The sequence below is a fragment of the Pseudomonas sp. TE50-2 genome, from assembly GCF_040813665.1.
Taxonomy (GTDB): Bacteria; Pseudomonadota; Gammaproteobacteria; order Pseudomonadales; family Pseudomonadaceae; genus Aquipseudomonas; species Aquipseudomonas soli.
This window is the reverse complement of sequence record NZ_JBFNXN010000001.1, coordinates 4,401,652-4,414,062: the sequence shown is the minus strand read 5'-3', so window position 1 is coordinate 4,414,062 and position 12,411 is coordinate 4,401,652. Positions and strand designations below refer to the sequence as shown.

Here is a 12,411-nt window from a genome sequence, read left to right as displayed (position 1 = left end):
GGGTTCAGAGCGTGGTCTGTAAACCGATGACAGTGCGTGGCATCGGCACGAAGCCCGGCAGCGCCTCGATCCGGGCCAGCCAGGCACGCACATTTGCGTACGGCTCCAGCGACACATTGCCTTCGGGGGCATGGGCGATGTACGAGTAGTTGGCGATATCGGCGATGGTCGCCTGGTCACCTACCAGGAACGGGCCCTTGGCCAGTTCGGCGTCGATCACCTTGAGCAGGGTATGGGCGCGGCCAATCACTTCGTCGGTGTTGAACGAGGCGCCGAATACAGTCACCAGGCGCGCGGCGGCCGGGCCGAAGGCCAGCGGGCCTGCGGCAACCGACAGCCAGCGTTGTACGCGGGCGGCGCCGACCGGATCCTCGGGCAACCAGCGCTCGCCGCCATAAGCCTTGGCCAGATAAACGAGGATGGCGTTGGAGTCAGCGATGACGATGCCGTTGTCATCGATCACCGGCACCTGGCCGAAGGGGTTGATGGCGAGGAACTCGGGCTGCTTGTGTTCACCCTTGGCCAGGTCGACGAATACCAGCTCGGTAGGCAGTTCGAGCAGTGACAGCATCAGCTCGATACGGTGGGCGTGGCCGGACTTGGGGAAGTTGTAGAGCTTGATCGGGCTTGGCATGTGCGGGGCTCCAGGTCAGCGCCGGGAGTGGCGCTGCTGGAGGACATGCTGCACTGGATCGACTGGCAGCAGAATCAGTGCTGGGAGCAATCCAGTATTTCGGCAAGTGGAATAATCAGCATTGTTCGTTTGTGGGAGCGGCGGTGCGCCGATGCGACTTGCCCCGCGATGACGTCATCAATGCCGGTGCTGTTTCTGGTACTGGTACAACCCCCGCGCCGCCTCGACCACCAGCGGTACACAGGCCTGGCGCTCATCGAAGCTCATCGAGTCGAGCAGCTCGAAGTTGTCTTCCAGCCCATGCAGCGAAATGGCCTTGAGCAGACGATCCTGCTCTGGCGGCAGCTCGCTCCACTCGGCCACTTGCGTGCCGCGCATGTAGCCGAAGCACCACTCCTCGAGAATGATCGCCGGGCCCTCTTCACTCTCGCCCTCTTCGAACATCGGTTCGAAGCCCTCGAGATCAGTGGCCAACTCTTCGGCCACCTGGCTGGCATAACGCAGCATCAGCGCGGTATACGCTTCTTCATGGGCAGGCTTCTTGAACTTGGGCACCTTGCCACCGGCGACAGAAGGCAGCCACTGCTCAGGGTTGACCTTGTTGGGGGAGCTGGCCAGAGCAGTGAAGAAACCGTTGAGCTCGGCGAGGTTGAGTACCGAATAATCGTTGCCGTAGGTGATCAGCAGGTCTTCGAGGCGGTCGAGTTCTTTTTCGCTGAGCGCGGGGAGCATGGGGTAGGAGTCCTGAGGAAACAAAATATGGGTGCACCCTAACACATGGGAAAAGCGGCGCAGGCATTCACCGCGTCAATAAAACGATCGCGGGGCAAGCCCGCTCCCACGTTGTTCTTGCACAACGTGGGAGCGGGCTTGCCCCGCGATGAGGGTGCTACGGTTTAGACCGCCAGCGCGCGCTCACGCAGCTCGCTGTTGAGGATGCGGTCGTTCTCGCTGTAGTCGACCGGGCAGTCGATCACGTGCACGCCAGGGGTCTTGATGCAGTGTTCGAGCAGCGGCAGGAAGCCTTCGGCGCTCTCCACGCGGTGGCCATTGGCACCGTAGGCTTCGGCGTATTTGACGAAGTCCGGGTTGCCGTAGTCCAGGCCGAAATCGGTGAAGCCCATGTTGGCCTGCTTCCAGCGGATCATGCCGTAGCCGTCGTCACGCAGGATCACCACGGTGATGTGCATCCCTAAGCGAACTGCCGTTTCCAGCTCCTGGCTGTTCATCATGAAGCCGCCGTCGCCGCAGACCGAGATCACCGGGCGATCCGGGTAGACCAGGTGCGAGGCCATGGCCGATGGCAGGCCGGCGCCCATGGTCGCCAGGGCGTTGTCCAGCAGCACGGTGTTGGGCTTGTGCGCCTTGTAGTTGCGGGCGAACCAGATCTTGTAGATGCCGTTGTCCAGGGCGACGATGCCTTCGGACGGCAGGGCGCGACGGATGTCGGCAACCATGCGCTGCGGGTAGACCGGGAAGCGGTTGTCGTCGGCGCCTTCGGCGATCTGCGCTTCGTTGGCTTCGCGGATGGCCATCAGGCGGGTGAAGTCCCAGTGGCTGGTGTCGGTCAGCGCTTCGCTGATCTGCCACACGGCGTTGGCGATGTCGCCGATCACTTCCACCTGCGGGAAGTACACGGCATCCACCTCGGCCGAACGGAAGCTCACGTGGATCACTTCGGTACCGCCACGGACCATGAAGAACGGTGGTTTCTCGATCACGTCGTGGCCGATGTTGACGATCAGGTCGGCGGCTTCAACCGCACGATGTACAAAATCGCCGGAGGACAGCGCGGCGTTGCCCAGGAAGCGCGGGTGGCGCTCGTCGACCACACCTTTACCCATCTGGGTGGTGATGAACGGGATGCCGGTCTTGTCGATCAGTTGCTTGAGGACCTTGGCGGTCATCTTGCGGTTGGCACCGGCGCCGATCACCAGGATCGGGTTACGGGCGTTCTGCAGTTTCTGCACGGCGGCTTCGATGGCCACGTGCTCGGCCAGCGGACGACGGTGCAGGCTGCGCGGGATCGGCAGGGCGTCGGTCTGCTCGGCGGCGATGTCTTCCGGCAGTTCCAGGTGCACGGCGCCCGGTTTTTCTTCCTCGGCCAAGCGGAAGGCTTCACGCATGCGCGCAGGGATGTTGTCGGCCGAAGCGAACTGGTGGGTGTACTTGGTGATGGGGTCCATCATGCCGCACACGTCGATGATCTGGAAGCGGCCTTGCTTGGACTTCTTGATCGGCTTCTGGCCGGTAATCATCATCATCGGCATGCCGCCCAGGTAGGCGTAGGCGCTGGCGGTCACCAGGTTGGTCGCGCCAGGGCCGAGGGTCGACAGGCTGACGCCGGTCTTGCCGGTCAGGCGGCCATAGGTGGCGGCCATGAAGCCCGCAGACTGTTCGTGGCGGGTCAGTACCAGCTTGATCTTCGACTTGCGCAGGGACTCGAGCAGGTCGAGGTTTTCCTCACCAGGAATGCCGAACACATACTCGACACCTTCGTTTTCCAGGCATTGCACAACGACATCGGCGGCCTTGGCCATCTTGCTTCTAACCTCAAGTAATAGGACGGTGAAAGTCCAGAAATGCGCAGCACGGTACGCTGGCATCGCTCGGTCCGGGTGCCAGGATTGCCCCGAACCTAAGCCTTGACGCAGGGTAGGTGCGGGGAAGTCACTTAATGTGACGGCAATATTGTCGCACCTGTGACGAGGCGGTGTGAGGTAGTCGATGAGCAAAGGATATTTGCGGTGAACGCAGGGATGTCTGCGATGAAGCCAATCAGCCATAGAGAGCGCCGCTGACGCGGCGCATCGCCGGCAAGCCAGCCCCACAGATTTTTCCGGGCACAAAGACAAAACCCCTACCTGCTCGCGCAGATAGGGGTTTTGCGAAATGAATCTTGACGATGACCTACTCTCACATGGGGAAACCCCACACTACCATCGGCGATGCATCGTTTCACTGCTGAGTTCGGGATGGGATCAGGTGGTTCCAATGCTCTATGGTCGTCAAGAAATTCGGTTGCCAGTACGTCCTTGCAGACATGCCAGCCAATTCGGATATGCGATATTTGTGGTTCGTCGCGAACTTTCGGTTCGTTTCGTCTTCACCACCGCAATTTGGCCTCAGCGCAAATTGCTTGGGTGTTATATGGTCAAGCCTCACGGGCAATTAGTATTGGTTAGCTCAACGCCTCACAGCGCTTACACACCCAACCTATCAACGTCGTAGTCTTCGACGGCCCTTCAGGGAGCTCAAGGCTCCAGTGAGATCTCATCTTGAGGCAAGTTTCCCGCTTAGATGCTTTCAGCGGTTATCTCTTCCGAACATAGCTACCCGGCAATGCCACTGGCGTGACAACCGGAACACCAGAGGTTCGTCCACTCCGGTCCTCTCGTACTAGGAGCAGCCCCTCTCAAATCTCAAACGTCCACGGCAGATAGGGACCGAACTGTCTCACGACGTTCTAAACCCAGCTCGCGTACCACTTTAAATGGCGAACAGCCATACCCTTGGGACCGGCTTCAGCCCCAGGATGTGATGAGCCGACATCGAGGTGCCAAACACCGCCGTCGATATGAACTCTTGGGCGGTATCAGCCTGTTATCCCCGGAGTACCTTTTATCCGTTGAGCGATGGCCCTTCCATACAGAACCACCGGATCACTAAGACCTACTTTCGTACCTGCTCGACGTGTGTGTCTCGCAGTCAAGCGCGCTTTTGCCTTTATACTCTACGACCGATTTCCGACCGGTCTGAGCGCACCTTCGTACTCCTCCGTTACTCTTTGGGAGGAGACCGCCCCAGTCAAACTACCCACCATACACTGTCCTCGATCCGGATAACGGACCTGAGTTAGAACCTCAAGGTTGCCAGGGTGGTATTTCAAGGATGGCTCCATGAGAACTGGCGTCCCCACTTCAAAGCCTCCCACCTATCCTACACAAGCAAGCTCAAAGTCCAGTGCAAAGCTATAGTAAAGGTTCACGGGGTCTTTCCGTCTAGCCGCGGATACACTGCATCTTCACAGCGATTTCAATTTCACTGAGTCTCGGGTGGAGACAGCGCCGCCATCGTTACGCCATTCGTGCAGGTCGGAACTTACCCGACAAGGAATTTCGCTACCTTAGGACCGTTATAGTTACGGCCGCCGTTTACCGGGGCTTCGATCAAGAGCTTCGCTTGCGCTAACCCCATCAATTAACCTTCCGGCACCGGGCAGGCGTCACACCCTATACGTCCACTTTCGTGTTTGCAGAGTGCTGTGTTTTTAATAAACAGTCGCAGCGGCCTGGTATCTTCGACCGGCGTGGGCTTACGCAGCAAGTGCTTCACCCTCACCGGCGCACCTTCTCCCGAAGTTACGGTGCCATTTTGCCTAGTTCCTTCACCCGAGTTCTCTCAAGCGCCTTGGTATTCTCTACCTAACCACCTGTGTCGGTTTGGGGTACGGTTCCCAGTTATCTGAAGCTTAGGAGCTTTTCTTGGAAGCATGGCATCAACCACTTCGCGCTCTAGTGAGCACTCGTCATCAGCTCTCGGCCTTAAGATCCCGGATTTGCCTAAGATCTCAGCCTACCACCTTAAACTTGGACAACCAACGCCAAGCTGGCCTAGCCTTCTCCGTCCCTCCATCGCAATAACTGGAAGTACAGGAATATTAACCTGTTTTCCATCGACTACGCTTTTCAGCCTCGCCTTAGGGACCGACTAACCCTGCGTCGATTAACGTTGCGCAGGAAACCTTGGTCTTTCGGCGTGCGAGTTTTTCACTCGCATTGTCGTTACTCATGTCAGCATTCGCACTTCTGATACCTCCAGCAAGCTTCTCAACTCACCTTCACAGGCTTACAGAACGCTCCTCTACCGCATCATCATAAGATGATACCCGTAGCTTCGGTGCATGGTTTGAGCCCCGTTACATCTTCCGCGCAGGCCGACTCGACTAGTGAGCTATTACGCTTTCTTTAAAGGGTGGCTGCTTCTAAGCCAACCTCCTAGCTGTCTAAGCCTTCCCACATCGTTTCCCACTTAACCATGACTTTGGGACCTTAGCTGACGGTCTGGGTTGTTTCCCTTTTCACGACGGACGTTAGCACCCGCCGTGTGTCTCCCATGCTCGGCACTTGTAGGTATTCGGAGTTTGCATCGGTTTGGTAAGTCGGGATGACCCCCTAGCCGAAACAGTGCTCTACCCCCTACAGTGATACATGAGGCGCTACCTAAATAGCTTTCGAGGAGAACCAGCTATCTCCGAGCTTGATTAGCCTTTCACTCCGATCCACAGGTCATCCGCTAACTTTTCAACGGTAGTCGGTTCGGTCCTCCAGTCAGTGTTACCTAACCTTCAACCTGCCCATGGATAGATCGCCCGGTTTCGGGTCTATACCCAGCGACTAAAGCGCCCTATTAAGACTCGCTTTCGCTACGCCTCCCCTATTCGGTTAAGCTCGCCACTGAATATAAGTCGCTGACCCATTATACAAAAGGTACGCAGTCACCTAACAAAGTAGGCTCCCACTGCTTGTACGCATACGGTTTCAGGTTCTATTTCACTCCCCTCTCCGGGGTTCTTTTCGCCTTTCCCTCACGGTACTGGTTCACTATCGGTCAGTCAGTAGTATTTAGCCTTGGAGGATGGTCCCCCCATGTTCAGACAAAGTTTCTCGTGCTCCGTCCTACTCGATTTCACTGGCAAGAGATTTTCGTGTACGGGGCTATCACCCACTATGGCCGCACTTTCCAGAGCGTTCCACTAATCTCAAACCAGCTTAAGGGCTGGTCCCCGTTCGCTCGCCACTACTAAGGGAATCTCGGTTGATTTCTTTTCCTCAGGGTACTTAGATGTTTCAGTTCCCCTGGTTCGCCTCTTGCACCTATGTATTCAGTACAAGATAACCAGCTTGTGCTGGCTGGGTTCCCCCATTCAGAGATCTCTGGATCACAGTCTGTTTGCCGACTCCCCAAAGCTTATCGCAGGCTACCACGTCTTTCATCGCCTCTGACTGCCAAGGCATCCACCGTATGCGCTTCTTCACTTGACCATATAACCCCAAGCAATCTGGTTATACTGTGAAGACGACATTCGCCGAAAATTCGCATTTCGCTCATTACTGAGCAGAACTCACAAATTTTACCTTAGCCTGAATAACCAGCAGTGAAACTGGCATTCAGTCTATTTCTATCACATATCCGAATTTTTAAAGAACGATCTGACAAAAGTCAGAAATCAACATTCATCACCGAATGTTCATTTCTAAGTTCTGAGCAGTGCTGCGAAACCTGAAAGAGTGGTGGAGCCAAGCGGGATCGAACCGCTGACCTCCTGCGTGCAAGGCAGGCGCTCTCCCAGCTGAGCTATGGCCCCGTGTATCTCTAGCCTACATCATGGCCGCACCAAGTAATTGGTAGGTCTGGGCAGATTTGAACTGCCGACCTCACCCTTATCAGGGGTGCGCTCTAACCAACTGAGCTACAGACCTATAACAGGGTCGCGTTACAGCATCGTCTTTACACAATGAATCAAGCAATTCGTGTGGGAGCTCATCAGCAGGCTGATGTCTTCGATTAAGGAGGTGATCCAGCCGCAGGTTCCCCTACGGCTACCTTGTTACGACTTCACCCCAGTCATGAATCACACCGTGGTAACCGTCCTCCCGAAGGTTAGACTAGCTACTTCTGGTGCAACCCACTCCCATGGTGTGACGGGCGGTGTGTACAAGGCCCGGGAACGTATTCACCGCAACATTCTGATTTGCGATTACTAGCGATTCCGACTTCACGCAGTCGAGTTGCAGACTGCGATCCGGACTACGATCGGTTTTGTGAGATTAGCTCCACCTCGCGGCTTGGCAACCCTCTGTACCGACCATTGTAGCACGTGTGTAGCCCAGGCCGTAAGGGCCATGATGACTTGACGTCATCCCCACCTTCCTCCGGTTTGTCACCGGCAGTCTCCTTAGAGTGCCCACCATAACGTGCTGGTAACTAAGGACAAGGGTTGCGCTCGTTACGGGACTTAACCCAACATCTCACGACACGAGCTGACGACAGCCATGCAGCACCTGTGTCAGAGTTCCCGAAGGCACCAATCCATCTCTGGAAAGTTCTCTGCATGTCAAGGCCTGGTAAGGTTCTTCGCGTTGCTTCGAATTAAACCACATGCTCCACCGCTTGTGCGGGCCCCCGTCAATTCATTTGAGTTTTAACCTTGCGGCCGTACTCCCCAGGCGGTCAACTTAATGCGTTAGCTGCGCCACTAAAATCTCAAGGATTCCAACGGCTAGTTGACATCGTTTACGGCGTGGACTACCAGGGTATCTAATCCTGTTTGCTCCCCACGCTTTCGCACCTCAGTGTCAGTATCAGTCCAGGTGGTCGCCTTCGCCACTGGTGTTCCTTCCTATATCTACGCATTTCACCGCTACACAGGAAATTCCACCACCCTCTACCATACTCTAGCTCGCCAGTTTTGGATGCAGTTCCCAGGTTGAGCCCGGGGCTTTCACATCCAACTTAACGAACCACCTACGCGCGCTTTACGCCCAGTAATTCCGATTAACGCTTGCACCCTCTGTATTACCGCGGCTGCTGGCACAGAGTTAGCCGGTGCTTATTCTGTCGGTAACGTCAAAACAGCAAGGTATTAACTTACTGCCCTTCCTCCCAACTTAAAGTGCTTTACAATCCGAAGACCTTCTTCACACACGCGGCATGGCTGGATCAGGCTTTCGCCCATTGTCCAATATTCCCCACTGCTGCCTCCCGTAGGAGTCTGGACCGTGTCTCAGTTCCAGTGTGACTGATCATCCTCTCAGACCAGTTACGGATCGTCGCCTAGGTGAGCCATTACCTCACCTACTAGCTAATCCGACCTAGGCTCATCTGATAGCGCAAGGCCCGAAGGTCCCCTGCTTTCTCCCGTAGGACGTATGCGGTATTAGCGTTCCTTTCGAAACGTTGTCCCCCACTACCAGGCAGATTCCTAGGCATTACTCACCCGTCCGCCGCTGAATCAAGGAGCAAGCTCCCGTCATCCGCTCGACTTGCATGTGTTAGGCCTGCCGCCAGCGTTCAATCTGAGCCATGATCAAACTCTTCAGTTCAATACTGCTTGGGTTTTTAAGAAACCCTAAACTTGGCTCAGCAATCTCAAATGACTATGTGATTTCTCGCATGGCCACTTGTGATGCTGATAATCTTGGCGACTATCAGTCCGTACTCACAAGCACCCACACGAATTGCTTGATTCAATTTGTTAAAGAGCGTTTGGTTAAGAGTTTTTCGTCTCAACCGAGGCGCGCATTCTACGCTTTCCTCATTTGCTGTCAAGCGTTTATTTTGAAGTTTTTCAGAAGTCGTTTCTTACAAAACACCTTCCACCTCAACAACTTACCGCTTGCCTCGTGGCGTTCAACGCTGCGAGGAGGCGAATAATACGCGGTTTGATTTCAGAGTCAACACCTTGATCTGAAAAAACTTTCGATCACCATCCGGCGGCACGTCGGCAACTATTCGCCACGGTTGCCGCTCTGTAGAGAAACACGCAAGCGGAGCGGCTTTGCCATGAGCGATGCACAGAATGAGAAGACCCCGGGGCTATCGGCGGACGAAGAGCAGGAAGTCAGCCACAACCAGCCGCCGCGGGCGGCTGTCTTGCACGAGATCATCCGCTACCAGGGCGACCAGGAACTGGAGCGCACCCTCGCCGCCTTGTGGTGGTCCGCGCTGGCGGCAGGTCTGACCATGGGCCTGTCGTTGATGGCCATGGGGCTGTTCTATGCCCGCCTGCCCGAAGGCGACAGCGCCCAAGTGGTCGCCAGCCTGGGCTACAGCGCAGGCTTCCTGGCGGTGATCCTCGCCCGCCAGCAACTGTTCACAGAGAACACCCTGACCGCCGTGCTCCCGGTGATGACCACACCCACCCTGAGCAACCTCGGCCGGCTGCTGCGCCTGTGGAGCGTCGTCCTGCTCGGCAACCTGGCCGGCACGCTGCTGGTGGCCTGGGTGATGCTCGAGCTGCCGATCTTCGACAGCAAGACCGACGTCGCCTTCCTTGAGGTGGGCCGTAAGGTGATGACCAACGACATCAGCCAGATGTTCGCCAAAGGCATCGTCTCCGGGTGGATGATCGCCACCATGGTCTGGATGATCCCGTCCATGGAGCACGCCAAGATCTGGATCATCCTGGTGATCACCTACCTGATGGCCCTGGGCGACTTCACCCACATTGTCGTGGGCTCGGTGGAAGTGTCGTATCTGGTCTGGGCCGGCGATGAAACCTGGCAAGCGTTCTGGCTCGACTTCGCATTGCCCACCCTGGCGGGCAACATCATCGGCGGCAGCTTCATCTTTGCCCTGATCAGCCACGCCCAGGTACGCAGCGACAGCGGCAAGCCCCCTTCGCAATTGCTCAAGGATGAAAAGCCGAAAAAGGACTAGCGCGCCGCGACCGCCCGCTCGGCTCCCCTGCCCCGCTGCGGCAATGGCCGTGGCCGCCACCAGTTCTGCCCAGGATGCGGCGAGTCGAGGCTGACCCGCTCGCCCATCTGCGGCGTGCTTAGTTGCACCTGGGCGGCGTTGGCCAGGGCCAGGATACGCTCGAAGGGCTCCTGCCAACCGTGGATGGACAGGTCGAAGGTGCCGTTGTGAATCGGCAACAGCCAGCGGCCTCGCAAGTCCAGGTGCGCCTGCAGGGTCTGCTCCGGCTGCATGTGCACATTCGGCCAGGCAACGTTATAGGCGCCAGTCTCCATCAGGGTCAGGTCGAACGGCCCATACTGCTCGCCGATTTCACGAAAACCGTCGAAATAACCGGTGTCGCCGCTGAAGAACAGCCGCAGCCCTTCGTCGATCATCACCCAGGACGCCCAGAGCCTGCGGTTGCTGTCGAACAGCCCGCGCCCGGAAAAATGCTGGGCAGGCGTGGCGACGAAGCGCACCCCTTCGACTTCGGTTTCCTGCCACCAGTCCAGTTGCCGCACCTTGGCCGGCGGCACGCCCCACTCGACGAGCAGGTCCCCCACGCCCAACGGTGCGAGGAAGTGCTCGGTGCGCGGTGCCAGCTGGCGGATGGCCTGCTCATCCAGATGGTCGTAATGGTCGTGGGAGAGAATCACCGCGGTCAGTGGCGGCAGGTCGCTCAGCGCCAGCGGCGGCGCATGGAAGCGCAACGGCCCGGCCCATTGCACCGGCGAGGCGCGCTCGGCGAACACCGGGTCGGTAATGAAGAAGCGCCCGCGCAACTTGAGCAGCACGGTGGAATGGCCGAGGCGCCACAGGCTGTGATCCGGTGCGTCAGCTACCTGCTGGCGGGTCATCGGCTGCAGGTTCAGCGCCGCATCCGGTCGGGTTTGCGGCGGCTTGCGCAGCAACAGGTACTTGACGCCGATGCGCAGCTTCTTGAGCACGCCATCCTTGGGCAGTTCGACCTGGTTGTGAAAGCGTCCGTCACGCTGCGGTGCCGGCTCGCCAGCGGGGATAGCCATGGGGACCATGAGCAGCAGCACTCCGCAAAAGAGGAAAGCCTTCATATTACTCCACAGGGTCGGATCAACCGTGAAATGGCTTGTAAGGTCATTTTTCGCCGATGAACGATTGTTCAACAATATTCACATTACTTATGCGATAAACGGCGCTCCACAGAAGAACGACAACCATGATCGACAACCGCAGCGGCAAGGGGCTCTCTTTCGTCAGGCGCATCTACCTGCCGCGCATCATCGGCCTGGGAATCGGCCTGTTCAGCGTGATGGCCGCCATCGCCCCGCTGAACCCACCGCCCTGGGCCTGGGCCCTGCTGCTGGTCAATGGCCTGGTCTGGCCACACGTGGCCTACCAGTGGGCCCTGCGCTCGGCCACTCCCTACCAGGCCGAGCAGCGCAACATCCTGCTGGATTCGCTGATGGGCGGTTTCTGGACCGCGGCTATCCACTTCAACCCGCTACCCAGCGTCACCATCCTGTCGATGATGACCATGAACAACGTCGCCGCCGGTGGCAAACGCGTGCTGCTGCGCGGCCTGCTGGCGCAGCTGTGCGGCATGCTCCTGGCCACCATGCTGCTCGGCACCGGCCTGCAGACACAGGCCACGCAGCTGCAGGTCCTCGCCTGCCTGCCGATGCTGACCTTCTACCCCCTGGCCCTGGGCTGGGTGTGCTATCAGCTGGCGATCAAGCTGACCGAACACAAGCGCCGCCTCAGCGCCCTGAGCCGTACCGACAGCCTGACCGGCCTGCTCAACCATGGCTCGTGGAAAGACCTGCTGCTGCTCAAGTTCCAGATCTGCCAGCAGCAACGGCTGCCGGCGGTCATTGCGCTGATCGACATCGACCACTTCAAGACCATCAACGATACCTACGGCCATGTGGTCGGCGACTGCGTGTTGCGCCAGCTCAGCCAGGAGCTCAAGCGCACCCTGCGCGAGGACGACCTGGCCGGGCGCTATGGCGGCGACGAGTTCTGCGTGATCCTTCCCGGCACCCACGAAGCCCAGGCCTGCCAGGCCATGGAGCGCCTGCGCGAACGCGTGGCCGCCTACCGCAACCCGCATTTGCCGGGCTTGCGCATCAGCCTGAGCATCGGCCTGGCCGACTTTCGACCCGACCTCGCCTCGCCCGAGCATTGGCTGGAACAGGCCGACAAGGCCCTGTATGCCGCCAAGCACCAGGGTCGCGACCAGGTCAATTTCGCTCGCGGCGAGGCCGCCACGCTCAGGCTGGCCTATCCTGACTGAACCTTCGCCCAGGCCTCGGGCGCAGACAGCAGTTGAAGGAGTC

Annotated in this window: 6 protein-coding genes, 2 tRNA genes and 3 rRNA genes; 2 read left to right on the top strand and 9 right to left on the bottom strand. The window is 58.0% G+C overall.

Going from position 1 to position 12,411, the window contains the following annotated elements; genetic code table 11:
* Positions 1-4: 4 nt before the first annotated feature.
* The 8 genes from AAHK21_RS20175 to AAHK21_RS20140 all read right to left on the bottom strand — a co-directional run bounded on the left by AAHK21_RS20175 (position 5) and on the right by AAHK21_RS20140 (position 8,739).
* A complete protein-coding gene (locus AAHK21_RS20175; RefSeq protein WP_046854507.1) occupies positions 5-634 on the bottom strand; it encodes a glutathione S-transferase family protein in 630 nt (209 codons plus the stop codon).
* A gap of 177 nt (positions 635-811) precedes the next feature.
* Positions 812-1,366, bottom strand: a complete 555-nt coding sequence (locus tag AAHK21_RS20170) for a UPF0149 family protein (RefSeq protein WP_023629321.1) — start codon at positions 1,364-1,366, stop codon at positions 812-814.
* 164 nt (positions 1,367-1,530) lie between these two features.
* Positions 1,531-3,174 (bottom strand): acetolactate synthase large subunit, encoded by a 1,644-nt coding sequence (locus AAHK21_RS20165; RefSeq protein WP_023629316.1) that lies wholly within the window; start codon positions 3,172-3,174, stop codon positions 1,531-1,533.
* Positions 3,175-3,531: 357 nt separating this feature from the next.
* Positions 3,532-3,647: ribosomal RNA gene (rrf, locus tag AAHK21_RS20160) — 5S ribosomal RNA — on the bottom strand.
* A gap of 137 nt (positions 3,648-3,784) precedes the next feature.
* Positions 3,785-6,678, bottom strand: a 23S ribosomal RNA gene (locus tag AAHK21_RS20155).
* Between the two features lie 247 nt (positions 6,679-6,925).
* Positions 6,926-7,001, bottom strand: a tRNA-Ala gene (locus tag AAHK21_RS20150).
* Positions 7,002-7,039: 38 nt separating this feature from the next.
* A tRNA-Ile gene (locus AAHK21_RS20145) sits at positions 7,040-7,116 on the bottom strand.
* A gap of 86 nt (positions 7,117-7,202) precedes the next feature.
* Positions 7,203-8,739: ribosomal RNA gene (locus AAHK21_RS20140) — 16S ribosomal RNA — on the bottom strand.
* Together the 16S, 23S and 5S rRNA genes with 2 tRNA genes alongside form the textbook arrangement of a ribosomal RNA operon.
* 460 nt (positions 8,740-9,199) lie before the next feature.
* On the opposite strand from AAHK21_RS20140, the gene AAHK21_RS20135 reads away from it, so the two are divergent.
* The gene (locus AAHK21_RS20135) at positions 9,200-10,075 is read left to right on the top strand and encodes a formate/nitrite transporter family protein (protein ID WP_367858149.1); all 876 of its coding nucleotides are present in this window, start codon (positions 9,200-9,202) and stop codon (positions 10,073-10,075) included.
* Here the strand turns inward: AAHK21_RS20135 and AAHK21_RS20130 are convergent.
* The gene (locus AAHK21_RS20130) at positions 10,072-11,166 is read right to left on the bottom strand and encodes an MBL fold metallo-hydrolase (protein ID WP_367858148.1); all 1,095 of its coding nucleotides are present in this window, start codon (positions 11,164-11,166) and stop codon (positions 10,072-10,074) included. The two genes, AAHK21_RS20135 and AAHK21_RS20130, sit on opposite strands and share 4 nt — an antisense overlap.
* Before the next feature lie 125 nt (positions 11,167-11,291).
* On the opposite strand from AAHK21_RS20130, the gene AAHK21_RS20125 reads away from it, so the two are divergent.
* The gene (locus AAHK21_RS20125) at positions 11,292-12,368 is read left to right on the top strand and encodes a diguanylate cyclase (RefSeq protein ID WP_367858147.1); all 1,077 of its coding nucleotides are present in this window, start codon (positions 11,292-11,294) and stop codon (positions 12,366-12,368) included.
* Positions 12,369-12,411 lie beyond the last annotated feature (43 nt).